The sequence below is a fragment of the Streptomyces sp. NPDC028298 genome (genome assembly GCF_055565895.1).
Genome location: NZ_JBVHTL010000005.1, coordinates 293,626 through 317,890 on the forward strand (window position 1 = coordinate 293,626; position 24,265 = coordinate 317,890).

Annotated in this window: 21 protein-coding genes; 14 read left to right on the top strand and 7 right to left on the bottom strand. The window is 71.7% G+C overall.

From position 1 onward, the window contains the following. The first annotated feature begins 41 nt into the window (after window positions 1–41). From ACZ4TO_RS24015 to ACZ4TO_RS24030, 4 genes are all read left to right on the top strand, one after another. A complete protein-coding gene (locus tag ACZ4TO_RS24015; RefSeq protein WP_468025164.1) occupies window positions 42–1,199 on the top strand; it encodes an NTP transferase domain-containing protein in 1,158 nt (385 codons plus the stop codon). Continuing rightward, window positions 1,196–2,659 (top strand): molybdopterin molybdotransferase MoeA, encoded by a 1,464-nt coding sequence (locus ACZ4TO_RS24020; protein ID WP_468025165.1) that lies wholly within the window; start codon window positions 1,196–1,198, stop codon window positions 2,657–2,659. Before ACZ4TO_RS24015 ends, ACZ4TO_RS24020 begins: the two co-directional genes overlap by 4 nt. Before the next feature lie 107 nt (window positions 2,660–2,766). Then, window positions 2,767–3,864 (top strand): potassium channel family protein, encoded by a 1,098-nt coding sequence (locus tag ACZ4TO_RS24025; RefSeq protein ID WP_382783442.1) that lies wholly within the window; start codon window positions 2,767–2,769, stop codon window positions 3,862–3,864. Between the two features lie 30 nt (window positions 3,865–3,894). Beyond that, window positions 3,895–4,875: an NAD(P)H-quinone oxidoreductase gene (locus ACZ4TO_RS24030; RefSeq protein ID WP_382783445.1), complete on the top strand. Its 981-nt coding sequence runs from the start codon at window positions 3,895–3,897 to the stop codon at window positions 4,873–4,875. Between the two features lie 81 nt (window positions 4,876–4,956). Here the strand turns inward: ACZ4TO_RS24030 and ACZ4TO_RS24035 are convergent, their stop codons facing one another. Next, complete coding sequence (locus tag ACZ4TO_RS24035; RefSeq protein WP_468025166.1) at window positions 4,957–5,847, bottom strand: hypothetical protein; 891 nt, start codon at window positions 5,845–5,847, stop codon at window positions 4,957–4,959. 228 nt (window positions 5,848–6,075) lie between these two features. On the opposite strand from ACZ4TO_RS24035, the gene ACZ4TO_RS24040 reads away from it, so the two are divergent. Continuing rightward, window positions 6,076–6,618: a bacterial proteasome activator family protein gene (locus ACZ4TO_RS24040; RefSeq protein ID WP_382783451.1), complete on the top strand. Its 543-nt coding sequence runs from the start codon at window positions 6,076–6,078 to the stop codon at window positions 6,616–6,618. A gap of 183 nt (window positions 6,619–6,801) precedes the next feature. On the opposite strand, the gene ACZ4TO_RS24045 is transcribed toward ACZ4TO_RS24040, so the two are convergent. Continuing rightward, entirely contained in the window at window positions 6,802–8,421 is a 1,620-nt protein-coding gene (locus ACZ4TO_RS24045; protein WP_382783454.1) for a protein kinase domain-containing protein, read from the bottom strand. A 304-nt stretch (window positions 8,422–8,725) separates the two neighbouring features. On the opposite strand from ACZ4TO_RS24045, the gene ACZ4TO_RS24050 reads away from it, so the two are divergent. Further along, window positions 8,726–10,285 (top strand): protein kinase domain-containing protein, encoded by a 1,560-nt coding sequence (locus ACZ4TO_RS24050; RefSeq protein ID WP_382783458.1) that lies wholly within the window; start codon window positions 8,726–8,728, stop codon window positions 10,283–10,285. 203 nt (window positions 10,286–10,488) lie between these two features. Here the strand turns inward: ACZ4TO_RS24050 and ACZ4TO_RS24055 are convergent, their stop codons facing one another. After that, window positions 10,489–11,151 carry a response regulator gene (locus tag ACZ4TO_RS24055; RefSeq protein WP_468025167.1) on the bottom strand — a complete coding sequence of 221 codons (663 nt, stop codon included), beginning with the start codon at window positions 11,149–11,151 and terminating at the stop codon, window positions 10,489–10,491. Window positions 11,152–11,563: 412 nt separating this feature from the next. Here ACZ4TO_RS24055 and pdhA point away from each other — a divergent pair, with 412 nt between their 5' ends. From pdhA to ACZ4TO_RS24070, 3 genes are read left to right on the top strand one after another with little or no spacing between them, the layout of a single operon-like run. Then, window positions 11,564–12,793, top strand: coding sequence for a pyruvate dehydrogenase (acetyl-transferring) E1 component subunit alpha (gene pdhA / locus ACZ4TO_RS24060; RefSeq protein ID WP_382783463.1), 1,230 nt, complete (start codon window positions 11,564–11,566; stop codon window positions 12,791–12,793). Window positions 12,794–12,795: 2 nt separating this feature from the next. Then, entirely contained in the window at window positions 12,796–13,776 is a 981-nt protein-coding gene (locus ACZ4TO_RS24065; protein ID WP_382783466.1) for an alpha-ketoacid dehydrogenase subunit beta, read from the top strand. A gap of 9 nt (window positions 13,777–13,785) precedes the next feature. Further along, window positions 13,786–15,249 (top strand): dihydrolipoamide acetyltransferase family protein, encoded by a 1,464-nt coding sequence (locus ACZ4TO_RS24070; RefSeq protein ID WP_468025168.1) that lies wholly within the window; start codon window positions 13,786–13,788, stop codon window positions 15,247–15,249. 82 nt (window positions 15,250–15,331) lie between these two features. Here ACZ4TO_RS24070 and ACZ4TO_RS24075 read toward each other — a convergent pair whose 3' ends face one another. After that, window positions 15,332–16,228, bottom strand: coding sequence for a D-alanyl-D-alanine carboxypeptidase family protein (locus tag ACZ4TO_RS24075; protein ID WP_467846266.1), 897 nt, complete (start codon window positions 16,226–16,228; stop codon window positions 15,332–15,334). Window positions 16,229–16,430: 202 nt separating this feature from the next. On the opposite strand from ACZ4TO_RS24075, the gene ACZ4TO_RS24080 reads away from it, so the two are divergent. Together ACZ4TO_RS24080 and ACZ4TO_RS24085 are read left to right on the top strand one after the other, a co-directional pair. Beyond that, window positions 16,431–17,105, top strand: coding sequence for a GntR family transcriptional regulator (locus ACZ4TO_RS24080; RefSeq protein ID WP_382783475.1), 675 nt, complete (start codon window positions 16,431–16,433; stop codon window positions 17,103–17,105). Further along, window positions 17,102–18,397 (top strand): MFS transporter, encoded by a 1,296-nt coding sequence (locus ACZ4TO_RS24085; protein WP_468025169.1) that lies wholly within the window; start codon window positions 17,102–17,104, stop codon window positions 18,395–18,397. Before ACZ4TO_RS24080 ends, ACZ4TO_RS24085 begins: the two co-directional genes overlap by 4 nt. A 26-nt stretch (window positions 18,398–18,423) precedes the next feature. On the opposite strand, the gene ACZ4TO_RS24090 is transcribed toward ACZ4TO_RS24085, so the two are convergent. Continuing rightward, complete coding sequence (locus tag ACZ4TO_RS24090) at window positions 18,424–19,248, bottom strand: maleylpyruvate isomerase family mycothiol-dependent enzyme (RefSeq protein ID WP_382783480.1); 825 nt, start codon at window positions 19,246–19,248, stop codon at window positions 18,424–18,426. A gap of 154 nt (window positions 19,249–19,402) precedes the next feature. Between ACZ4TO_RS24090 and ACZ4TO_RS24095 the strand changes: the two genes are divergently transcribed. After that, complete coding sequence (locus ACZ4TO_RS24095) at window positions 19,403–20,218, top strand: carbon-nitrogen family hydrolase (protein ID WP_382783483.1); 816 nt, start codon at window positions 19,403–19,405, stop codon at window positions 20,216–20,218. A 163-nt stretch (window positions 20,219–20,381) separates the two neighbouring features. Here ACZ4TO_RS24095 and ACZ4TO_RS24100 read toward each other — a convergent pair whose 3' ends face one another. Then, window positions 20,382–20,876, bottom strand: a complete 495-nt coding sequence (locus ACZ4TO_RS24100; protein ID WP_382783485.1) for an LURP-one-related/scramblase family protein — start codon at window positions 20,874–20,876, stop codon at window positions 20,382–20,384. Continuing rightward, window positions 20,873–21,916, bottom strand: coding sequence for a GlxA family transcriptional regulator (locus tag ACZ4TO_RS24105; RefSeq protein ID WP_468025170.1), 1,044 nt, complete (start codon window positions 21,914–21,916; stop codon window positions 20,873–20,875). The genes ACZ4TO_RS24100 and ACZ4TO_RS24105 overlap by 4 nt, the downstream gene beginning before the upstream one ends. A 51-nt stretch (window positions 21,917–21,967) precedes the next feature. On the opposite strand from ACZ4TO_RS24105, the gene ACZ4TO_RS24110 reads away from it, so the two are divergent. After that, complete coding sequence (locus ACZ4TO_RS24110) at window positions 21,968–22,378, top strand: cupin domain-containing protein (RefSeq protein ID WP_468025171.1); 411 nt, start codon at window positions 21,968–21,970, stop codon at window positions 22,376–22,378. Between the two features lie 61 nt (window positions 22,379–22,439). Further along, window positions 22,440–24,260 (top strand): NHL domain-containing thioredoxin family protein, encoded by a 1,821-nt coding sequence (locus ACZ4TO_RS24115; RefSeq protein WP_468025172.1) that lies wholly within the window; start codon window positions 22,440–22,442, stop codon window positions 24,258–24,260. Window positions 24,261–24,265 lie beyond the last annotated feature (5 nt).

Here is a 24,265-nt window from a genome sequence, read left to right on the forward strand (position 1 = left end):
CGGGGGTGGCACCGATCCCCCGGGCGCCCATACTCGGGGGCATGACCGCGTACGAGCCCGAGGGCGCGACCGGGCGGCCGGGCAGCCGTGATCCGCGCGGCGCCCCCGGCGCCGATGCCGGGTACGACGCCGTCGTGCTCGCGGGCGGGGCCGCCCGGCGGCTCGGCGGCGAGGACAAGCCCGGCGTACGGGTGGGTGGCCGGACCCTGCTGGACCGGGTGCTGGCCGCCTGTGCCGACGCCGCCCGCACGGTGGTCGTGGCCGGGCCCCGGCCCACGGCACGCCCCGTGGAGTGGGCCCGCGAGGACCCGCCCGGCGGGGGACCGCTCGCCGCGCTGGACGCCGGGCTGCGGCACACCACGGCGCCGTACGTCCTCCTGCTCTCGGCCGACCTGCCGTTCCTGGAGGAGAAGACGGTCCGGCGCCTGCTGGACACCCTTCGCACCACCGGCCCGGCCGAGCCCCCGCCCCTTCCCGAAGCACCGGACCCGAACCGTGCCGGGCCCGGCACCCCCGCGCAGGGGCCCGACACCCGTGACGAGACGGCAGACGCCCGTGACGAGGTGGCAGACGCCCGCGCGGAGCGGCCCGGAACCCGTCCGGACCGGCCGGCCACCCCCGCCGACCGCCCCGGCACCCGTTTCGACGGCGCCCTTCTCGTCGATCCCGAGGGCCGGGACCAGCCGCTCGTGGCCATCTACCGCGCCGACGCGCTGCGCCGCGAGCTGGGCGTGCTCGCCGCCGCCCACGGGAGCCTCACCGGGCTGCCGCTGCGGCGGCTCGTCGCCGCACTCGACCTCACACGCATCGCCGATCCCGTCGCGTCCTTCGACTGCGACACCTGGGACGACATCGCCGCCGCTCGCGCACGCATCAGGGAGCATGGGCACGTGCTGGATGAATGGATTTCCGCAGTCAAGGACGAACTGGGCATCGACCTGGACGTCGACACCGGTGTGCTGCTCGACCTGGCCCGTGACGCCGCGCACGGCGTCGCCAGGCCGGCCGCGCCCCTGACCACGTTCCTCGTCGGATACGCGGCCGCGCTGGCCGGAGGAGGCCCGGAAGCGGTCGCCGAAGCCTCCCGCAAGGCCGCCGCGCTCGCGCTGCGTTGGGCCGACGAGGACGCGCCCGAAGCCACGCCACCGGCCGCCACGCCGCCCGCCTCCCCGACCGCCACCGAGCCGGACGCCGGATGACCGCCGCCCGCTCCACCCGGGACAGCCAGGACAGCCGGGACGGCCAGGACACCGACGACTTCGACGTCGAGGAGGCGCTCGCCCTGGTCAAGGGCCCGAGCCCCCGACCGTCCGGCGAGCCCGGCCGGGCGGAGCGCGCCGTCCCGGGCCCTCAGGCGGCCGACCCGGCGGCGGTCCCGTCGCCCGGGCAGGACGGTGGCGAGGGCAAGCACACCCGGCACCGGGCCACCCCGTGGCCGGAGGCCCGGGCCGTCGCCGAGCGGGCCGCCCGCTCCCTGGCCCGCCGCACCCCCGTCCCGGTCCCCCTGGAGGCCTCCCTCGGCCTCGTCCTCGCCGCACCCCTGACCGCGCTCACCGACCTCCCCTCCTTCGACACCTCCGCCATGGACGGCTGGGCGGTCGCCGGACCCGGCCCCTGGGAGGTGCGGGAGGACGGCGTCCTCGCCGGGCACGCGGAACCGGAGCGGCTCAGCGACGGCGAGGCCGTCCGGATCGCCACCGGGGCACGGGTCCCGCGGGACGCCACCGCCGTCCTGCGCAGCGAGCACGGCCGCCTCGACGACAAGGGCCGGCTTCACGCGGGCGTCGCGCAGGAGTCCTCACCCGCCCGTTCCCGGGGCGTCCTGGCGCTCGCGCACGGGCAGGACATCCGCCCGCGCGGCCAGGAGTGCCGCAGCGGCGACCAACTGCTGCCGCTCGGAGCCCTGGTCACCCCCGCCGTGCTGGGTCTCGCGGCGGCCGCCGGCTACGACACGCTCGCCGTCGTCCCCCGGCCGCGCGTCGAGGTTCTCGTGCTCGGCGACGAGCTGCTCACCGAGGGACTGCCCAGGGAAGGGCTCATCCGGGACGCACTCGGTCCGATGCTGCCGCCGTGGCTGCGGGCGCTGGGCGCCGAGGTCGTCGCGGTGCGCCGGCTCGGCGACGACGCCAAGGCGCTGCACAAGGCGATCACCGGCTCCCGGGCCGATCTGATCGTCACCACCGGCGGCACGGCCGGCGGCCCCGTCGACCACGTCCACCCCACCCTGCGCCGCATCGGCGCCGAACTGCTGGTGGACGGCGTCAAGGTGCGGCCGGGACACCCGATGCTGCTGGCCCGCACCCGGGAGAACCAGCACCTCGTCGGGCTGCCCGGCAACCCCCTCGCCGCCGTCTCCGGCCTGCTCACGCTGGCCGAGCCGCTGCTGCGCACGCTGGCCGGGCGCGCGGCCCCGGAGCCGTACACGCTGCCGCTGGGGGACGCCGTGCAGGGGCACCCGTACGACACCCGGCTCATCCCCGTCTCACTGCGCGGCGAACGGGCCACGCCGCTGCACTACAACGGCCCGGCGATGCTGCGCGGTATCGCGGCCGCCGACGCGCTCGCGGTCGTACCGCCGGGCGGCGCCCGTGCCGGGCAGGAGCTGGACCTCATCGATCTGCCCTGGGCCGTCACGGGGATCGACGCGTGCTTCGCCTGAACCGGCCGAGGGCGTGAGGGGCGTGTGTCCGGGCGAGGCGTGCCTGAGGGGCATGAAGGCGGGCGAGGAGTGCCCGTGGGCATGGACGCGAGCGGGGAGTGTTTCACGTGAAACTTCCGGGTGACGACACGATCGCCCGCCAGGCGGACGAACACCTCGTGACCTACCAGGTGAAGCTGCCGCAGAAGGTGGTGCAGCGCCCGATCCGGCAGGTGGCCAAGCGGCTGTCGATGGCGCTGCTGCTGCTCGTGCTCACCGCGCTCATCGTCTGGGTCGACCGGGGTGGCTACACCGACAACTCCGACGGCAGCGTCGACATGCTCGACGCGTTCTACTACGCGACGGTCACCCTCTCCACCACCGGATACGGCGACATCACCCCGACCAGTGACGTCGCCCGGCTCATCAACATCCTGGTCATCACGCCCCTGCGGGTGCTGTTCCTGATCATCCTGGTCGGCACCACGCTGGAGGTCCTCACGGAACGCACCCGCGAGGAGTGGCGACTGAACCGCTGGAGGGCGGCCTTGAGGGAGCACACCGTTGTCGTCGGGTTCGGGACCAAGGGGCGGTCGGCCATCGAGACCGTCTGCGCGAGCGGGCTCAGGAAGGAGCAGGTCGTGGTCGTCGACCCGAGTGCCCGGGTGGTCGACGCGGCGACGGCCGAGGGGTACGCGGGAGTGATCGGGGACGCGACGCGCAGCGATGTGCTGATGCGTGCCGAGCTGCACAAGGCACGGCAGGTCATCATCGCCACCCAGCGGGACGACACGGCGGTCCTGGTCACCCTGACGGCGCGGCAGCTCAACCGCGGGGCGAAGATCGTCGCCGCCGTCCGCGAGGAGGAGAACGCGCCGCTGCTGCGGCAGTCCGGTGCCGACGCGGTCATCACCAGCGCCAGCGCGGCCGGCCGGCTGCTCGGACTGTCCGTGCTCAGCCCGGCCGCGGGCATGGTCATGGAGGACCTGATCCATCAGGGCAGCGGGCTCGACATCGTGGAGCGGCCCGTCACGAAGGCCGAGGTGGGCATGAACGCCCGCGACACCACCGACCTGGTGGTCAGCGTCGTACGAGGTCATCGCGTGCTCGGATACGACGATCCGGACGTCGGCACGCTGGAGCTGACGGACCGGCTGATCACGATCGTGCGGGTCTCGCGCACCACGTGGAAGGCGCCGGACGTCCGGCCCCTGCCGCAGGACTAGGCGGCACCTCCCAGGAGTAGCGTCCCTCTCATGTACGCGATCACGATTCCTGAACCTGGTGGGCCCGAGGCGCTGGTGTGGGACGAGGTTCCCGATCCGGTTCCGGCCGAGGGCGAAGTGCTGATCGAGGTGGTGGCCAGTGCCGTCAACCGCGCCGATCTGCTGCAACGGCAGGGCCTGTACAACCCGCCGCCCGGTGCCTCCCCCTACCCCGGACTCGAATGCTCGGGGCGCATCGCCGCGGTCGGCCCGGGCGTCATCGGCTGGTCGGCCGGCGACGAGGTCTGCGCGCTGCTCTCGGGCGGCGGATACGCCCAGAAGGTCGCCGTCCCGGCCGGGCAGTTGCTGCCCGTGCCCGCGGGGCTGGACGTCCGGCAGGCGGCGGCGCTGCCCGAGGTGACGTGCACGGTCTGGTCGAACGTCTTCATGGTCGCCCACCTGCGCCCCGGCGAGACCCTGCTCGTGCACGGCGGCTCCAGCGGCATCGGCACCATGGCGATCCAGCTCGCGAAGGCCGTGGGCGCGAAGGTCGCGGTGACGGCGGGCACCAAGGAGAAGCTCGACTTCTGCGCGGAGCTGGGCGCGGACGTCCTGATCAACTACCGCGAGCAGGACTTCGTCGAGGAGATCAAGAAGGCCACCGAGGGGGCGGGCGCCGACGTCATCCTCGACAACATGGGCGCCAAGTACCTCGACCGGAACGTGCGCGCCCTCGCCGTCAACGGCCGGCTCGCCATCATCGGCATGCAGGGCGGCATCACGGCGGAGCTGAACATCGCCGCCCTCCTGAACAAGCGGGCCGCGATCAGCGCGACCTCGCTGCGGGCCAGGCCGCTCGGCGAGAAGGCCGCCATCGTGGCGGCCGTACGGGAGCACGTGTGGCCCCTGATCGACTCCGGCCATGTCCGTCCGGTCGTCGACCGCGAGCTGCCCATGAGCGACGCGGCGGGCGCGCACCGGGTCCTGGAGGAGAGCAGCCACATCGGAAAGGTGCTGCTCGTCGCCCCCTAGGGCGCGCTCGGCCGTTGGGTACCGGCCGGTTCGCGGAACTCGGCTCAGCCGCCGCGTACCGGCCGGTTCCCAGGGCCCGGCTCAGCCGTTGCGCACCCGCAGGCCCAGGAAGGCCAGGGCCAGGCCCAGGCCGATGAGGATCAGGCCGCTGCCCAGCGGCAGGATCGCCAGGTTCCCGTCGGGCGTGGAGCCGGGGCCCACGACGCTCTGCTGGACGGGGGCCGCGTTGTCGCCCGAGGGGTCGGGGACCTGGCTCGGCTCCGTGATCGCGGTGTCAGCGGCGGGGGCCGTGTCCTGCAGGTCGGGGCTGTCGGAGTTCTGGCTGTCCCGCCCGTCCGGGGTGTCCTGCTCCGCGCGGCCGGGACGGTCGCGTCCCTCGCCCGCGTAGCTGCCCGCGCGGGAGGGGTCGTCCGTGGGGGTGGGGCGGGCCGGATCGGTGGCCGTGGGACCGGCCGCGTCCGAGGCGGTGGGCCCCTGCGCGGACGGAACGGGCGGGGTGGTCCGTCCGGGTGACGGACGGGGTGATCCGGTCCCCGGGGCGGACGGCACGGGAGAGGTCGACGGGGTGGGCTCGGTGGTCACCCCGCCGGAGGGAGCGGGCGAGCCGCTGCCACGGCCGGGCGGCGTGGCTGGTGAGCTGTCGGCGGGAGCCGAAGGCCCCCGCGAGACGGCGGCCGCATCGCCCCGGTAGCCGGCCCGGGCGGTGGGCGCGAGATCCACGGAACCGGCCGGGACGAGGGGCGCGAGGAGGACCCCGGAACGGGCCAGGGCGGTGGACGCGAGGCCCCCGGAGCCGCCCAGGGCCGTGGATGCGAGGGCGCCGGTGGACGCGGGGCTCCCCGACCTGGCCGCGGCCGTCGACGAGAGGCTCCCGAAGACCGCGGGAGCGGCATGGGCGACGGGGGCGGCGCCGGTCAGCAGGGCCGCCGCGAGGAGTCCGGCCGTGGGCAGGGTGCGCAGCCTTGGAGTCACGTCGGTGACCCCCTCCCGGAACGGTTCGCCAAGACGGGTGCCGTGATCGACGCAACCAGCCTCACATGACGTCGTGATCCCGGCATCTCGACCGAAAGTGACGTCATTCGCGCACTTCAGAGGCCGTGACGCCCCCTGATTTCGCCAACTGGGCCCACCTACGTGGTGGATCACCGTGTACGGGGGGCACCACCGTGATGGAGTACGTGGGTGCGAGAGAATGGCGGCATGGAGATGCCGAGGAACGAACGGTCGCAGGAGAACCCTCAGATCCTGGTCGTCGGACAGGACGGAATGGCTCTCGGCGGCACCGGGGACGAGGACTCCCGCGAGATCCCGGTGACGGAGATGGTGGAACAGCCTGCCAAGGTGATGCGCATCGGCAGCATGATCAAGCAGCTGCTGGAGGAAGTGCGCGCCGCTCCCCTGGACGAGGCCAGCAGGGTCCGCCTCAAGGAGATCCACGCGAGTTCCGTGAAGGAGCTGGAGGACGGTCTCGCTCCGGAGCTCGTGGAGGAGCTGGAGCGGCTCTCGTTGCCGTTCACGGACGAGGGGACTCCCAGCGACGCCGAACTGCGGATCGCGCAGGCTCAGTTGGTGGGCTGGCTGGAAGGGCTCTTCCACGGGATCCAGACGACCCTGTTCGCCCAGCAGATGGCGGCCAGGGCGCAGTTGGAGCAGATGCGCCGTGCGCTCCCGCCGGGTGTCGGCGGTCTGGAGGGCGACGAGGACCCCCGTACGGGTGGCCGTTCGGGCGGGCCGTACCTGTAACCGCGCGGGTCATCGAGCCACCGCCCCCGTCACCCCGGCGTCGCGCGGTCACCACCGACAAGAAGCGGGCCCGGCACTCAAGTGCCGGGCCCGTTCCCGATTCCGTTCCCGATTCCTCACCCGTGCCCGGACTCCCCGGTCGCCCGGGTGACCAGGTGCGCGGGCCCCCCGGGGGGCCGACCCCTACGAGGGGTTGCCCGTGGACACCTTGAGCTCGATCTCGGGCATGTTCTTGGGGTCGACGTCCGTTCCGGCGGCGGGGAACTGGTCCATGATCGTGTCCTCGCCGTAGGTGTTCTCGTCCACGGGTACTTCCTTCATCCGCCAACCGGCGGCCTGGAAGCAGGACTTCACCGAGGTGAGGTTCTTGAAGTGGAAGTCCGGGACCATGATCTTCTTCGGGTCGTCGTACGACTCCGTCGGGTCCGTGCACTTCTCGGTGTCGATCGTCTTCGACGTGTCCGGACCCTTGTGGCCCGCGACCGCGGTGGTCGACGAACTGGCGGTGGTGTCGCCGCCGCCCTTGTTGTCGTCGCCGCTCCCGCCGTTCAGGCTGAGCGCCGTGATCAGGCCGCCGATCGCGATGAGCGCGACCAGGACCGAGCCGATCACGACCGCCTTGTTGCTCCTGGCGCCGCCCTGGCCGCCGGCCGCGGGCTGGGGCGAGAGGTTGTACGGGGGAGGCGTGGAGGTGCCGTGCTGCCCGGAGTACGCGGAGGTCTGCGGCGGGGTCGGGTAGCCGCCCTGCTGCGGGTAGCCGTAGGCCGGGGAGGGGGCCGGCGTGCCGTACGGGTTCGGCTGGTACGGCGTCTGCACGGGGCCGGGGGCCGGGGTGCCCTGGTCGACCGGCGGGAAGACGGCGGAACCGACGCCCGAACCGCTCGGCGTCTGGGCGCCCGGCACGATGTTCGGGGCGGCGGCCTGGAACGACTGGGCGACCCGGAGGCACTCGTCGCGCATGATCTCGGCGCTCGGGAAGCGCTCGTTCGGGTTCTTCTTCAGCGCGCGGGCGATCAGCGCGTCCACGGCCGGGGGCAGTGAGCGGTTGACCGAGGAGGGCGCGACCGGCTCCTCCTGGACGTGCGCGTAGGCGATCGCCAGCGGGGAGTCCGCCTCGAACGGCAGCCGCCCGGTGACGAGCTGGAACAGCATGATGCCGACCGAGTACAGGTCGGACCGGGCGTCGACGCCCCGGCCGAGGGCCTGCTCCGGGGAGAGGTACTGCGGGGTGCCGACGACCATGCCGGTCTGCGTCATGGAGGTGACGCCGGACTGCATGGCGCGGGCGATGCCGAAGTCCATGACCTTGACGACGTTGCGCTTGGTCATCATCACGTTGCCGGGCTTGATGTCCCGGTGGACCAGGCCCATCTCGTGGCTGATCTCCAGCGCGGCCAGGACGTCCGCGGTGATCTTCAGGGCCTTGTCGGCGGGCATCGCGCCGTACTGCCGGATGTCCGCGTCGAGGACCGAGCCGAGCGGCTTGCCCTCGATGTACTCCATGACGATGTACGGCGTCGTCATGCCGTCGAGGTCGTCCTCGCCGGTGTCGAACACCGAGACGATGTTCGTGTGGGTGAGCTTGGCCACCGACTGGGCCTCGCGGCGGAAGCGCTCGCGGAAGGCCTGTTCCCGGCCGAGTTCGGTGTGCAGCGTCTTGATGGCGACCTGCCGGTCGAGCACCGAGTCGTAGGCGAGATGCACCGAGGCCATACCGCCCTCGCCGAGCAGATCGCGCAACTGGTAGCGGCCGCCGGCGACCGCGCGCCCCGCGTACCGGCCCTGTGCGCCGTCCTGACTCATCTTCTGCGTCCCCCGCGGCATCGGTGATCGATTGGCTTATTCCGGGCCAAGTCTGCCCGAGGGCACGGACACGTCAAGCTCGGTGCCCGTTCCGTGACCGTCTGAGAAAGAAGCGTCGCGGAAGCGTTACAGGTGACGTACGCCCGGTACACGGAATGTGCACCGACGGACTTCGGCGGACGTCACGGCCGGTCCATCTCACGCTCATCTCGGACCGGCGCCCGGCGTGGAGCCTGTAGCGTGGCCCGACGGAGACCGTAACAACCACCGCGCAGACCGCGGGCAGAAACGACGGCGAGGACTGATGGCACAGCAGCAGCGCGCTCAGGGCCCGTCCGACCCCGAGGCGACTGGCGGCGGTATGTCAGATGCGCCGGAGATGTGGGGTAACGGCGGGCTGGTCGGCGACGGCCGGTATCGGCTGACACACCGGCTCGGCCGGGGCGGCATGGCCGAGGTGTTCGCCGCCGAGGACGTGCGCCTGGGACGGACCGTGGCGGTGAAGCTGCTCCGTGCCGATCTGGCCGAGGACCCGGTGTCCAAGGCCCGCTTCACGCGCGAGGCCCAGTCGGTCGCGGGGCTCAACCACCACGCGGTCGTGGCCGTGTACGACTCCGGCGAGGACGTGGTCGGGCACGGCGTCGTGCCGTACATCGTCATGGAGATCGTCGAGGGTCACACGATCCGCGATCTGCTGATCAACGCCGAGGCCCCCGGGCCCGAGCAGGCGCTGATCATCGTCTCCGGGGTGCTGGAGGCGCTGGCCTACTCGCACCAGCACGGGATCGTGCACCGCGACATCAAGCCCGCGAACGTGATCATCACCGAGACCGGCGCGGTCAAGGTGATGGACTTCGGCATCGCGCGTGCCCTGCACGGCGCGCAGTCGACGATGACCCAGACCGGCATGGTCATGGGCACCCCGCAGTACCTCTCCCCGGAGCAGGCGCTCGGCAAGGCCGTCGACCACCGTTCCGACCTGTACGCCACCGGCTGTCTGCTCTACGAACTCCTCGCGCTGCGGCCCCCGTTCACCGGCGAGACCCCGCTGTCGGTGGTCTACCAGCACGTCCAGGACATCCCGCTGCCTCCCTCGGAGGTCTCGCACGAGGTGCCGCCCGAGCTCGACGGGCTCGTCATGCGCGCCCTCGCGAAGGACCCGGACGACCGGTTCCAGACCGCGGAGGAGATGCGCGGCCTCGTCCAGTACGCGCTCCAGATGCTGTACGACCAGGGCAGCCACACCGGCACCTGGAACACCGGCCCGGTCACCATGCACGAGGGGCACGGCCAGGGAGCCGGTTTCGCCGGCACGGCCTCGCTGCCGCACCCCGGCGACTACGGCACCACGCAGATCCCGGCGCCGCTCATCCCGGCCTACGGGGCCGGTGACGACGGCGGCTTCGAGGGGCACGGCAACCGGGGCAGCGGCCGCGGCAAGCTGTGGATCCTCGCGGTCTTCGCGCTGATCGCCATCGCCGGTGGTGTCGCGCTGGCGCTGCACAACACCGGGAACGGCACGGGTTCGGGGACCGGCACCACGCCGACGCCGACCGTCTCGCACTCCAGCAAGCACGACGACTCCACCGACCAGCCCAGCGACAGCTCGACGGACCAGTCCACGGGCGACGACACGTCGGACGACTCGACCAACACCGGCGACACCACGGACAACCCCCCGACGTACGAGCCGACGGGGAACCCCACCACCCCGCAGCCGACGGACGAGCCGACCGGCGAGCCGACGAAGACCGCGCCGACCACGACGGAACCGAGCACTCCGGCGACGCCGACGGACGAGCCGCAGTCCAGCGAGCCGGCCGGCGGCGGCACCGAGTCCCCCGCCGCGGGGGTCGGGGGCTGACCTCCCCGGATCTTCCCTGTTCCTCCCGGGTCCGAACGGACCCGGGAGGCGGATTCTTCACGTCCGCTTCTTTCGGTCCGCTCGCTGCTCGCGTTCTTTCGGTCCGCTCGCTGCTCGCGGCTTTCGGCTCTCCGTAAGGGGCCGACAAGCTGACAGCCGTAAGAGCCCATGAGCCGTAAAAGGGGCCGCGAGCCCCTGATCATTCAAGGATGCCGCTGTTCCGCCTGTTTGCGGGCCACATAGGCGGCCGCCTGCGACCTGCGCTGCATTCCCAGTTTGGACAGCAGGCTCGACACGTAATTCTTGATCGTTTTCTCGGCGAGGTGCAGGCGCTCCCCGATCTGGCGATTGGTCAGCCCTTCGCCGATCAGGTCGAGGATTCTGCGTTCCTGGTCGGTGAGACGGGAGAGCCGGCTGTCGTCCTTGGTGCCGCCGTCCCGCAGCCTCTCCAGGACGCGCGCGGTGGCCACCGGGTCCAGCAGGGACTTTCCGGCCGCGACGTCCCGTACGGCCGTGAGCAGCTCGTGGCCGCGGATCGCCTTGAGGACATAGCCCGAGGCCCCCGCCATGATCGCGTCGAACAGGGCCTCGTCGTCGGCGTACGAGGTCAGCATCAGGCATTTGATGTGCTCGTCCGCGGAGCGGATCTCGCGGCAGACCTCCACGCCGCTGCCGTCCGGGAGACGCACGTCCAGGACCGCCACGTCCGGACGGGTGGCCGGGATCCGTACCAGTGCGTCGGCCGCCGTACCCGCTTCCCCCACCACCTCGAGGTCGTCCTCGACCGAGATGAGTTCGTGGACGCCACGGCGGACCACTTCGTGGTCATCGAGGAGGAATACCGTGATTTTCCCGATTTCACGCACCCTGTCAGTCTCACACACGGCCCTCGGCATTGCGCCAGGTGAAGTCTTCCCGAGGCCGGGGTGGCCGGGATAACGTGCCAGGGTTCCGGCCCCCTGCAAGGCTGTGACCAGTGCTGTGACCAGCAACTGTTCCGATCTGCTCGATCTAGTAGGAAATCCACGTTTCCAAGTACTTGGATTTCCTATCAAAATCGCAGGTCAGGAGGGGTTTCACAGAAATGTGAAGCACTGGGTAACGTGGCAGTTGCAGGGCGCTCGCCGGGGCACCTGTCACGCCTGTTCCCGGCCGAGTGGCACCCACCCCGTGCACGGGTGCCGGAACAGGCGAGCCGCTCTCCCGAGCTCGAACCGCGAGCGAGGGGGACCCCAGCCTTCCGGCAACCCCGGGGGCCGGACCGACGGAGGAGCACACGTGACCGTGGAGAGCACTGCCGCGCGCAAGCCGCGACGCAGCGCCGGTACGAAGAGCGCCGCGAGCGCCAGTACGACCGGTACCAAGAGCGCCGCGAGCAGGAGCGCCGGCGCGGCCGCCAAGAAGTCGCCCGGGGCGACGGGCGGCGAGCCCGAGCTCGTTCAGCTGCTGACCCCGGAAGGCAAGCGGGTCAAGGACGCCACGTACGACCCGTACGTCGCCGACATCACCCCCGAGGAGCTGCGCGGCCTCTACCGCGACATGGTCCTGAGCCGCCGCTTCGACGCGGAGGCCACCTCCCTGCAGCGCCAGGGCGAGCTGGGCCTGTGGGCCTCGATGCTCGGCCAGGAGGCCGCCCAGATCGGCTCCGGCCGCGCCACCCGCGACGACGACTACGTCTTCCCGACCTACCGCGAGCACGGCGTCGCCTGGTGCCGCGGGGTCGACCCGACCAACCTGCTGGGCATGTTCCGGGGTGTGAACAACGGCGGCTGGGACCCGAACGGCAACAACTTCCACCTGTACACGATCGTCATCGGCTCGCAGACGCTGCACGCCACCGGCTACGCCATGGGCATCGCCAAGGACGGCGCGGACTCGGCCGTGATCGCGTACTTCGGTGACGGCGCCTCCAGCCAGGGCGACGTCATGGAGGCCTTCAACTTCGGCGCCGTCTACAACGCGCCGGTCGTGTTCTTCTGCCAGAACAACCAGTGGGCGATCTCCGAGCCCACCGAGCGCCAGATGCGCGTGCCGCTCTACCAGCGCGCCCAGGGCTTCGGCTTCCCCGGCGTCCGCGTCGACGGCAACGACGTCCTGGCCTGCCTCGCGGTCACCAAGTGGGCGCTGGAGCGGGCCCGCAGCGGCGAGGGCCCCACCCTGGTGGAGGCCTTCACCTACCGCATGGGCGCGCACACCACCTCCGACGACCCGACCAAGTACCGGGCCGACGAGGAGCGCGAGGCGTGGGAGGCCAAGGACCCGATCCTGCGCCTGCGCGCCTACCTGGAGTCCGCGAACCACGCGGACGAGGGATTCTTCGCGGAACTCGAGGCCGAGAGCGAGACGTTGGGCAAGCGGGTGCGCGATGTCGTGCGGGCCATGCCTGACCCGGACCACTTCGCCATCTTCGAGAACGTGTACGCGGACGGGCACGCGCTCGTCGACGAGGAGCGCGCCCAGTTCGCCGCCTACCAGGCGTCGTTCGCGGACGCCGGGGAGGGCAAGTAGCCATGACGACGGAAAAGATGGCGCTGGCCAAGGCGATCAACGAATCGCTGCGCACGGCTCTCGAAGCCGACCCCAAGGTCCTCATCATGGGCGAGGACGTCGGCAAGCTCGGCGGTGTCTTCCGGGTCACCGACGGTCTCCAGAAGGACTTCGGCGAGGAGCGGGTCATCGACACCCCGCTCGCCGAGTCGGGCATCGTCGGCACCGCGATCGGCCTGGCCCTGCGCGGCTACCGCCCGGTCGTGGAGATCCAGTTCGACGGATTCGTCTTCCCGGCGTACGACCAGATCGTCACGCAGCTCGCGAAGATGCACGCGCGGGCCCTCGGCAAGATCAAGCTCCCCGTCGTCATCCGCATCCCGTACGGCGGCGGCATCGGCGCGGTCGAGCACCACTCGGAGTCCCCGGAGGCGCTGTTCGCGCACGTGGCGGGCCTGAAGGTGGTCTCTCCCTCGAACGCGGGAGACGCCTACTGGATGATGCAGCAGGCCATCCAGAGCGACGACCCGGTGATCTTCTTCGAGCCCAAGCGGCGCTACTGGGACAAGGCCGAGGTCAACAAGGACGCCATCCCCGGTCCGCTGCACAAGGCGCGGGTGGCGCGCGAGGGCGGCGACCTCACCCTGGTCGCGTACGGCCCGATGGTGAAGGTCTGCCTGGAGGCCGCCGCGGCCGCCCAGGAGGAGGGCAAGTCGATCGAGGTCCTGGACCTGCGCTCGATGTCCCCGATCGACTTCGACTCGATCCAGGCCTCGGTCGAGAAGACCCGCCGCCTGGTCGTCGTGCACGAGGCGCCGGTGTTCCTGGGCACGGGCGCGGAGATCGCGGCCCGCATCACGGAGCGGTGCTTCTACCACCTGGAGGCGCCCGTTCTGCGGGTCGGCGGCTACCACGCCCCGTACCCGCCGGCCCGCCTGGAGGAGGAGTACCTTCCGGGCCTGGACCGGGTGCTCGACGCCGTCGACCGCTCGCTGGCGTACTAGGAGAGAGTCGTGACGACGATGACTGAGAACGCGTCGGGACTCCGCGAGTTCAAGATGCCCGATGTGGGCGAGGGACTCACCGAGGCGGAGATCCTCAAGTGGTACGTCCAGCCGGGTGACAAGGTCACCGACGGGCAGGTCGTCTGCGAGGTCGAGACCGCCAAGGCCGCGGTCGAACTGCCGATCCCGTACGACGGTGTGGTGAGCGAGCTCCGCTTCCCCGAGGGCACGACGGTGGACGTCGGCCAGGTGATCATCGCGGTGGACGTGTCCGGTGGCGCGGCGCCCGCTCCGGCGGCCCCGGCCGCCGAGCAGGCCCCCGCCGCTCCCGCCGTCCCCGCGGAGGCCCCCGCCGAGGAGGCCAAGCCCGAGGGCCGCAAGCCGGTCCTCGTGGGGTACGGCGTGGCGGAGTCCTCCACCAAGCGGCGCCCCCGCAAGGGTGCCGAGGCCCCCGTCCAGCAGACCGAGACGCTCTACGCGGCCACCGCGATCCAGGGCGAGCTCAACGGCCACGGCCACGGCACCGCGCCCGGCGGGCAGCGGCCGCTCGCCAAGCCCCCGGTCCGCAAGCTCGCCAAGGACCTGGGTGTCGACCTGACGACGGTCACCCCGACGGGCCCGGACGGCGTCATCACGCGTGAGGACGTGCACGCGGCGGCCGCTCCGGCGCAGGCGCCCGCCCCGGTGGCGGCCCCGGCCCCCGCCGAGGTCCCGCAGGCCCCGGCCCGCGTCCAGCCGCAGGTCCCGGCCCCGGCCGCGTCCTATGACGGCGCGCGCGAGACCCGGATCCCGGTCAAGGGTGTCCGCAAGGCCACGGCCAACGCGATGGTCGGCTCGGCGTTCACCGCGCCGCACGTCACCGAGTTCGTGACGGTCGACGTGACGCGCACGATGCGGCTGGTCGAGGAGCTCAAGCAGGACAAGGACATGCAGGGGCTGCGGGTCAATCCGCTGCTGCTCGTGGCCAAGGCCCTGCTGGTCGCGATCAAGCGCAACCCGGACGTCAACGCGTCCTGGGACGAGGCCAACCAGGAGATCGTCCGGAAGCACTACGTGAATCTGGGCATCGCCGCGGCCACCCCGCGCGGTCTGATCGTGCCGAACATCAAGGACGCCCACGGCAAGACGCTTCCGCAGCTCGCGGAGTCGCTGGGCGAACTGGTGGCCACGGCCCGTGAGGGCAAGACCTCGCCGGCCGCGATGCAGGGCGGCACGGTGACGATCACCAACGTCGGCGTCTTCGGCGTCGACACGGGCACGCCGATCCTCAACCCCGGCGAGTCCGCGATCCTCGCGGTGGGCGCGATCAAGCCGCAGCCCTGGGTCCACAAGGGCAAGGTCAAGCCCCGTCAGGTCACCACGCTGGCGCTGTCCTTCGACCACCGCCTGGTCGACGGAGAGCTCGGCTCCAAGGTCCTCGCCGACACGGCGGCCGTCCTGGAGCAGCCCAAGCGGCTGATCACCTGGGCGTAGCCCGACCGGCCGGGGTCCGAGCCCGGACGCCGACGAAAAAGGGGCCTGGCGCGCACCGCGCGGCAGGCCCCTTTCGCGTGTGTCAGCTCGCGAAGCCGTAGTTCAGGAGCTTCTTGGCGTCCGCCTCACGGTTCGGGATGGACGTCGAGGCGAGCACCGTCCCGATCAGCGTCTTGCCGTTGCGGGTGGCGGCGAAGACGAGGCAGTACTTCGCCTCGGGGCCGGAGCCGGTCTTCACGCCGATGGTGCCGCTGTAGCTGCTGAGCAGCCCGTTCGTGTTGGTCCACGCCGCCATGGTGCGCGTGGTGCCACTGCTCGTCACGGTCTTCGCCGTGTACGACTTGGTCTTCACGATCGTCTTGAACGTGGTGCTCTTCATGGCGCTGCTGGCGATCTTCGTCAGGTCGCGCGGCGTCGAGTAGTTGTTGCCGTTGCCGATGCCGTCGAACGAGTCGAAGTGCGTGTTCGTCAGGTGCAGGCTGGTCGCGGCGGCGTTCATCTTGCCGATGAACGACTTCACGCGCGCGGCGCGGGTGGTGCCCGAGCCGAACTTGTCGGCGAGCGCGTAGGCGGCGTCGCAGCCGGACGGCAGCATCAGACCGTAGAGGAGCTGACGGACGGTGACCTTGTCACCGACGATCAGGTGAGCCTGCGAGGCGTTGTTGGCGACCACGTAGTCGCTGTAGGCCTTCTGGATCGTGACCTTGGCGTCCAGGTTCAGGTTCGCCTGGGCCAGGACCACCTTGGCCGTCATGATCTTCGTGGTGGAACCCGTGGAAAGCCGGGTGTCCGCAGCCTTCTTGTAGACGGTCGCGGCGGTCCCGTTGTTCATCAGATAGCCGCCCTTGGCGACGATCGAGGGGGTGGCGACCGCGCCCGCGGGCGCGGCGCCGAAGGCTCCGGCTGCCAGCACGGCGCCGGTCGTGAGGGTCACAGCGGCGGCCCTGCGGAAACGCGTGCCCTTAATGCCGGTAATCAAAATGAACGCTCCGTATGCGCGAAATGCCCCTGGGAGAACAGCACATGGGAGTGCCGTCCCACGTTCAGACTCCCGGGTCGCCCAAAGGGATGTGCGGCAAACGCATGAAATTCATGTGACCTGGGTTACAGGCGGCGGCTGTTGGGGTCCGCATGCTGAAATGCCCCCGGGCATGCGTACGTGTTGTATCTATGATGTGCGCATGCCTTCAGCCCCTCCCGCGCCGACGCGGCCCCCCGTGAAGCAGCCCCCGGCAGCCGACCGTGTCTACGCCCACGTCAAGGACGGGGTCCTGGAGCGCCGCTACGAGGGCGGGGCCCTGCTCACCGAGGGCGAACTCGCCGACGCGGTGGGCGTGTCGCGCACCCCGGTCCGTGAGGCGCTCCTCCGCCTGGAGGCCGAAGGGCTGATCAGGCTCTACCCGAAGAAGGGCGCGCTCGTCCTGCCGGTCTCCGCCCAGGAGATCGCCGACGTGGTCGAGACCCGCCAGCTCGTCGAGGAGCACGCCGCGCGCAAGGCCGTACCGGCGTCGCCGCAGCTCCTGGCCCGTCTTGAGGAACTGCTCGACCGGCAGAAGGAGCAGGCCGCCGCCGGGGACCTGGCCGGAGCCGCCGTCACCGACCGCTGTTTCCACGCCGAGATCGTCCGCAGCGGCGGCAACGAGATCCTCTCCCGGCTCTACGATCAGCTCCGCGACCGGCAGCTCCGGATGGGAGTCGCCGTCATGCACGCCCACCCCGACCGGATCACCAAGACGCTGATCGAGCACGAACAGATTCTCCAGGCGCTGCGCGCCGGTGACGCCGACGCGGTCGTCGGCCTCATCCACGGGCACGTGAGCTGGTTCTCCAACCTGGCGCGGGGCGAGGTCCGATGAGCTCCCCGGCCACCCTGCCCGGCGACCCGCCCGGCGGCCGGCGCGCGATCGCCGTCTGGGGCATCGGCGTCTCGGTCTACTTCGTCGCCGTCATCTTCCGTACGTCCCTGGGGGTGGCCGGACTCGACGCGGCGAACCGCTTCCACGTGGGCGCCTCCGCCCTGTCCACCTTCTCCATCCTCCAGCTCCTCGTGTACGCGGGCATGCAGATACCGGTCGGGCTCCTCGTCGACCGGCTCGGCACCAAGAAGGTGCTGACCATCGGCGTCCTGCTGTTCACGGCGGGACAACTGGGCTTCGCGTTCTCCTCGTCGTACGGCATGGCGCTCGCCTCGCGCGCCCTGCTGGGCTGCGGCGACGCGATGACGTTCATCAGCGTGCTGCGGCTGGGCACCCGGTGGTTCCCCGCCCGGCGCGGACCGCTCGTCGCGCAGCTCGCGGGCCTGGTCGGCATGGCGGGCAACCTCGTCTCGACGCTCGTGATCGCGCGGCTGCTGCACGGCGTCGGCTGGACGGCGGCGTTCGCCGGCAGCGCGGCCGCCGGTGTGGTCGTCCTCGTCCTGCTGCTGCTGTTCCTGCGGGACCACCCCGAAGGCCACCGGCCCGAGCCGTTCCCGCACCGGGGCGCCGCCTACGTCCGCCGCCAGATCCTCGCGTCCTGGCGGGAGCCCGGCACCCGGCTGGGTCTGTGGGTGCACTTCACCACCCAGTTCCCGGCGATGGTGTTCCTGCTGCTGTGGGGGATGCCGTTCCTCGTCCAGGCACAGGGCCTCACCCGCGCCACGGCCGGTGAGCTGCTGACACTCGTGGTGCTGGCCAACATGGGCGCCGGGCTGGTGTACGGGCAGATCGTCGCCCGGCACCACACCGCGCGGCTGCCGCTGGCCCTGGGCACGGTCGCGGCGACGGCCGTCGTGTGGGCGGCGGTGCTGGTGTACCCGGGCGTCGCGCCGATGTGGCTGCTGGTCGTGCTGTGCGTGGTGCTCGGGTTCTGCGGGCCGGCCTCGATGCTCGGCTTCGACTTCGCGCGCCCGGCCAACCCGCCGGAGCGTCAGGGGACCGCGTCCGGGATCACCAACATGGGCGGTTTCGTCGCCTCGATGACGACGCTGCTGGCCATCGGTGTCCTGCTCGACGCCACCGGCGACGACTACCGGATCGCCTTCTCCAGCGTGTTCGTGCTCCAGGCGCTCGGGCTCAGCCAGATCTTCCGGCTGCGCAAGGAGGCGGCCCGCCGGGAGCGGGAGCGTCTCGTGGCCAGCCGGGTGGAGACGGTGCACGTACCGGCGTGACCCCCACGGGCCACGCCGTGACGGCACTACGGCGTGACGGCCAGGCTGCGCAGGATCGCCGTGGTCAGTTCCGGGTCGCCCTCGGCCTTGATGCGGTCGGACACGGCCTCGGGGCTGACGCGGCCACAGGCCAGCCGGACGAAGGTCTCCCAGTCCAGGGCGAGACTGACGGCGGGACCGAGGGAGGGCGAACCGTCTATCGAGCCGCGGCCGTCGGCGTCCACGCGGACGGTGCGGAGGAACTCGACGGGGCCGTGCACGTCGAAGACGACCGCGGAGTTCGCCGGCGCCCCCGCGTCCTTGGCGACGATCTTCGGCAGCGCGGCCAGGAGCTGGTCCCGCACGATCAGTGAGCCGGGGGAGTCGAGGTTGCCCGGCCGGCCCAGCGTGTACCGCAGGTCCTGCTCGTGCACCCACACGTCGAACGCGCGGTTGCGCATGGCGTGTTCCAGGGTGACCTCGGTGCCGAGCGGGCCGCGCACCTTCGCGTCGGGCTGCCGCGACTCGTTCCGGAGCTGCCGGTTGCGGCGGATGATCGTGTACTCGAGCTCGGAGGTCATCTCCGGCGCCGTGTGGTGACGGCGCACGTCGACCTGCATCTCCATGTACCGCTGGTGTTCGTTCGTCACGTGGTAGAGGTCGCGGGGAAGCGTGTGGATCGGCCGCGGGTCGCCGAGCATCTCGCAGTCCAGCCCGATGACGTGCGAGACGATGTCGCGGACCGACCAGCCGGGGCACGGAGTCCGCCGGTTCCACTCGCCCTCCACAAGCGGCTGCACCAGCTCGGATATCGCTTCGATCGAGTGGGCCCAGGCGTCGGCGTAGGACTGAAGACTCGGATGCAGACTCACGGAACGGGACCCCTCGGGCGGTTGGACGCGGGCATTTCACAGGCAGCGGGTGTCTTGGGACGCTAAGTTACGCTGCTGTGAGGCACCCCGGCAGTGCTTTCGTGTGACGATCGTAGGCCCGTATGGACGGCTCGAATGCCAGGACGGTGGTAGTGTGCGCGCCTCGCTCCTCCAGATCGACGTAAACGACGACGAATCGGTCGCGGACCGCAGACACCGCGTGGCCGACCTGGTACGCGATCAAGCCGGAGTCGATCTCGTCGTGCTCCCCGAGCTGTGGACCACCGGCGCCTTCGCCTACGAGGCGTTCGGGGCGCAGGCCGAGCCGCTGGACGGGCCGACCCACGATGCGATGAGCAAGGCCGCGAGCGACGCGGGCGTGTGGCTGCACGCCGGCTCGATCCCCGAGCGCGCCGCCTCCGGGACCGGCCCCGGCACCGAGGCCCCCCTCTACAACACCTCGCTCGTCTACTCCCCCGCCGGCGAACGCGTCGCCGCCTACCGCAAGATCCACCGCTTCGGCTTCGACAAGGGCGAGGCCGTGCTGATGGGCGCGGGCACGGAGCTGGTGACCGTGCGGCTGCCGGAGACCGTCATCGGCGTCGCCACCTGCTACGACCTGCGGTTCCCCGAACTCTTCCGCGGACTCGTCGACGCCGGGGCGCAGACCTTCGTCCTCCCGGCCGGCTGGCCCGAGCGGCGCCGCTCCCACTGGACCCTGCTCGCCCAGGCCCGCGCCGTCGAGAACCAGGCGTACGTCCTCGCCTGCGGAACGGCCGGTACGCACGCGGGAGTTCCCCAGGCCGGTCACTCGATCGTGGTCGACCCGTGGGGCGAGGTCCTCGCCGAGGCGGGTCCGGGCGAGGAGATCCTCACCGTGGAGTTCGACCCGGCGAAGGTCGCGGAGACCCGCGAGCAGTTCCCGGCCCTCAAGGACCGCCTGCTAGGCCTGGACACCCCGACCCGCTGACACCCGCCGACCCGCCGACACCCGCTGACCCGCGCCCCGCCACGGACCGGCCGGCGCCCGCCACACGGCGGGACCGGCCGGCGCCCGCCCCGCCGTGGACCGGAGGACGCCCGTGCCGCCGTAGACCGGTGGACGTCCGTGCCGCCGTCGGCCGGCCGTGTCCTCAGTCGTCCCCCCGTTCCTTCTCGGCCAGGTGGATCACGCACACCGCGACCGCGATCAGCAGCGCCGGATCGGCGTCCTCCCGTACGACGTCGACGCCGTACGTGTCCCGCAGGTGCAGCCAGCGCCGGGAGATCTGCGCGAGGAGTTCGTCGTCGTAGTCCACGGCGAACTCGCGGTCGAGGATCTTGCCGCTGACGTCGAGTTCGGTGCCGTCGACCAGCGACACGCGATAGTGATTGCGGAGCAGGGACAGCCGCTTGCGTTTGATGGTCGCGAGCGGATCGCCGTCCCGCTCGATGATCATCGTGTCGCGCAGCGCGAGCATCTTCTGGTGGATGTCGATCAGGACCCGTCCGCGGGTGTCCTTGAGCTGGAAGGTGTCCCGCAGCCGCATGGCCTTGCCGTCGACGAGGAAGACCTTGTTGCCGTGGTCGTCCTCGATCCAGTAGTCGTCACCGAAACCGAGCAGCCGGTCGCGTACGAGGTATCTCATGCCGTCACCGGTTCCCCGGTGGGCGTTCCGAAACGCCGCCGGTAGGCCGACGGGCTGAGTCCGGTCGCCCGGCGCACCCGCTCGCGCAGGTTCGCCGCCGTCCCGAGCCCGCTGCGGTCCGCCACCACGTCGAGCCGGACCTCGCCGCGTTCGATGAGCCGGCAGGCGAGGGCGACGCGCTGCGCCGTCAGCCAGGCCAGCGGTGTCGTGCCGAGCTGGGCGCGGAAGCGGCGGTGCAGGGTCGCCGGGCTGACCGCGGCGTGCGCGGCGAGGTCCCCGACCGTCACCGGCTCCCCGATCCGTTCCTGCGCCCAGGCCAGCAGGGGTGCGAGCGACACGTCGGGCACGTCGGGCAGCGGCTGTCGTACGAACTGGCGCTGGCCCCCGTCGCGGTGTGCGGCGAACACCAGCCGGCGCGACACGGCGTCGGCGATCTCCGCGCCGTGGTCCCGGCGCACCAGGTGCAGCCCGAGGTCGAGCGCGGCCGCGCTGCCCGCCGCCGTCAGCACGTCCCCCTCGTCCACGAACAGCACGTCCGGGTCCAGCAGCACGTCCGGGTGCAGTTCCCGGAAGACGTCCGTCCAGTGCCAGTGCGTGGTGGCGCGGCGCCCGTCGAGCAGTCCCGCCTCGGCGAGCGCGAAGGATCCGGTGCAGAAGCTCACCACCCGGGCGCCGCGTGCGTGGCCGCGCCGGATGGCGTCCAGGACGACGGCCCGGCGCGGGACGACGTTGTCGGGACGGCCCGGGACCACGAGGGTGTCGGCGTCGTCCGCCGCGTCGAGGCCGGGCACTCCGCCGAGCGTGAAGAACCCGTGGTTCATCCGGACGCCGGGCGTCGGCGTGCACAGGGTCAGCTCGTAGAGCGGTTCGGGGCGCCCCAGTTCGGGCCGGGGGAGCCCGAACAGCTCGGTTGCGACGCCCACTTCGAAGGGGTTCGTGCCCTCGTCGACGATGACGGCGACGCGGTGGGGCCGAGACGCCGGTCCCCGCCCGTCCGAGGGGGCCGGGCGGACGGCACGGTGCGAGGATCCTTGCGGCATGAGCGATTTCTAGCACTCGCCGGTCCCCCGGCAGGCGCGGACGATGAATCCATGACCAGCGCATCCGCCCGACGCGGCGAACCCGTCTCCCTCTCCTCCGCCCTCGCCTCCTTCGACGAGCTGTGGAGCCCCCGCATCGTCACCACCGTCAACGACTACGACGTCCGCGTCGCCAAGGTCGAGGGCGAGCACGTCTGGCACGTGCACGACCACACCGACGAGTTCTTCCTGGTCCTGGAGGGCGAACTGAGCATCACGCTCAGGGAGCCGGCCGGTGAGCGGACCGTCGTCCTGCCCAAGGGGTCCGTCTGCACCGTCCCGCGCGGCACCGAGCACAAGCCGTACGCCCCCGCCGGCGCGTCGATCCTCCTCTTCGAACCGACCGGCACCCTCACGGTCGGCGACCGCCACGACGAGATCCCCGCCCACGTGGACGCGACGACGGGGCACGCGCTGGACTGACCGCCGGCCGCGCCGGTCCGGGATTTCCGGAGCGTCACGCCCGGGTGGCACCCTTGATCACATGAACGCGTCTCCCGCCCCGCGCCGTGTCCGTGTCCGCGCTCCCGAGCTCGTCGGAAAGGGCGGGTGGCTCAACACCGGAGGGAAGGACCTGGCGCTCGCCGACTTCCGGGGCCGCGTCCTGATCCTCGACTTCTGGACCTTCTGCTGCATCAACTGCCTGCACGTCCTGGACGAGTTGCGGGAGTTGGAGGAGAAGCACCGGGACACCGTGGTGATCGTCGGGGTGCACTCGCCTAAGTTCGCGCACGAGGCCGAGCACCAGGCGGTCGTCGACGCGGTGGAGCGCTACGGGGTGGAGCACCCGGTGCTCGACGACCCGGAGCTCGTGACCTGGAAGCAGTACGCCGTACGGGCCTGGCCGACGCTCGTGGTGATCGACCCCGAGGGATACGTCGTCGCGCAGCACGCCGGTGAGGGGCACGCCCACGCCATCGAGCGGCTGGTGGAGGAGCTGGAGGCCGAGCACACGGCGAAGGGGACCCTGCGCCGTGGCGACGGGCCGTACGTGGCGCCCGAGCCCGCGCCGACCGCTCTGCGCTTCCCCGGCAAGGCGCTCGCCCTGCCGAACGGCAATCTGCTGGTCAGCGACACGACCCGGCATCAGCTCGTGGAGCTGGAGGAGGACGGCGAGACGGTCGTCCGGCGCATCGGATCGGGTGTCCGGGGCCTCGTGGACGGCGGCGCCGAGGAGGCGGGGTTCAGCGAGCCGCAGGGGCTCGCGCTGCTGGACGAGGGCGCGGTCGTCGTCGCCGACACCGTGAACCACGCGCTGCGCCGGGTCGATCTCGCGACCGGCGCGGTCACCACGCTCGCGGGCACCGGTCGCCAGTGGTGGCAGGGCTCGCCGACGTCGGGACCGGCGCGCGAGATCGATCTGTCCTCGCCGTGGGACGTGGCCCTGTTCGGCGGCAAGGTCTGGATCGCCATGGCGGGTGTGCACCAGCTCTGGGCGTACGACCCGGGGACGGGGACCGTCGGGGTCACCGCGGGCACGACGAACGAGGGGCTGGTCGACGGACCGGGTCCCGAGGCCTGGTTCGCGCAGCCGTCGGGGCTCGCCGCCACCGAGGACCGGCTCTGGCTCGCCGACTCCGAGACCTCGGCGCTGCGCTGGGTGGACCCGGACGGGAGTGTGCACACCGCCGTCGGCACGGGGCTCTTCGACTTCGGGCACCGCGACGGTGCCGCCGCACAGGCCCTGCTCCAGCACCCGCTGGGGGTCACCGCGCTGCCGGACGGTTCGGTCGCGGTCAGCGACACGTACAACCACGCGCTGCGCCGGTACGACCCGGCGACGGGTGAGGTGACCACGCTGGCCACGGACCTGCGGGAGCCCAGCGACGCCGTGCTCGTCGGGGACGACATCGTGGTGGTGGAGTCGGCCCGGCACCGGCTGACCCGGCTGCGGCTGCCGGAGGAGGCGGTACGGGTGGAGTCGGTCGCCCACCGCACACAGCGCGCGGCCACCGACGTCACCCCCGGAGCCGTCCGGCTGGACGTGATCTTCCAGGCGCCGGCCGGACAGAAGCTGGACACCCGCTACGGCCCGTCCACCCGGCTCCTGGTGTCCGCCACCCCGCCCGAGCTGCTGCTCGCGGGCGAGGGCGCCGGTACCGATCTCTCCCGGGACGTCGAGCTGAACCCGGCCGTCCCCGAGGGCGTGCTGCACGTCTCGGCGATGGCCGCGTCCTGCGACGACGATCCGGCCAACGAGTACCCGGCCTGCCATGTCCATCAGCAGGACTGGGGCGTTCCGCTCCGCCTCACGGAGACCGGCACGGACCGGCTGCCCCTGGTCCTTGCCGGCATGGACGGCTGATCCGG

Coding starts and splice junctions, on each gene's coding strand:
- ACZ4TO_RS24015 (WP_468025164.1), top strand. CDS start 42: ATGACCGCGTACGAGCCCGAGGGCGCGACCGGGCGGCCGGGCAGCCGT.
- ACZ4TO_RS24020 (WP_468025165.1), top strand. CDS start 1,196: ATGACCGCCGCCCGCTCCACCCGGGACAGCCAGGACAGCCGGGACGGC.
- ACZ4TO_RS24030 (WP_382783445.1), top strand. CDS start 3,895: ATGTACGCGATCACGATTCCTGAACCTGGTGGGCCCGAGGCGCTGGTG.
- ACZ4TO_RS24040 (WP_382783451.1), top strand. CDS start 6,076: ATGGAGATGCCGAGGAACGAACGGTCGCAGGAGAACCCTCAGATCCTG.
- ACZ4TO_RS24045 (WP_382783454.1), bottom strand. CDS start 8,421: ATGAGTCAGGACGGCGCACAGGGCCGGTACGCGGGGCGCGCGGTCGCC.
- ACZ4TO_RS24050 (WP_382783458.1), top strand. CDS start 8,726: ATGGCACAGCAGCAGCGCGCTCAGGGCCCGTCCGACCCCGAGGCGACT.
- ACZ4TO_RS24065 (WP_382783466.1), top strand. CDS start 12,796: ATGACGACGGAAAAGATGGCGCTGGCCAAGGCGATCAACGAATCGCTG.
- ACZ4TO_RS24080 (WP_382783475.1), top strand. CDS start 16,431: ATGCCTTCAGCCCCTCCCGCGCCGACGCGGCCCCCCGTGAAGCAGCCC.
- ACZ4TO_RS24085 (WP_468025169.1), top strand. CDS start 17,102: ATGAGCTCCCCGGCCACCCTGCCCGGCGACCCGCCCGGCGGCCGGCGC.
- ACZ4TO_RS24100 (WP_382783485.1), bottom strand. CDS start 20,876: ATGAGATACCTCGTACGCGACCGGCTGCTCGGTTTCGGTGACGACTAC.
- ACZ4TO_RS24105 (WP_468025170.1), bottom strand. CDS start 21,916: ATGCCGCAAGGATCCTCGCACCGTGCCGTCCGCCCGGCCCCCTCGGAC.
- ACZ4TO_RS24110 (WP_468025171.1), top strand. CDS start 21,968: ATGACCAGCGCATCCGCCCGACGCGGCGAACCCGTCTCCCTCTCCTCC.
- ACZ4TO_RS24115 (WP_468025172.1), top strand. CDS start 22,440: ATGAACGCGTCTCCCGCCCCGCGCCGTGTCCGTGTCCGCGCTCCCGAG.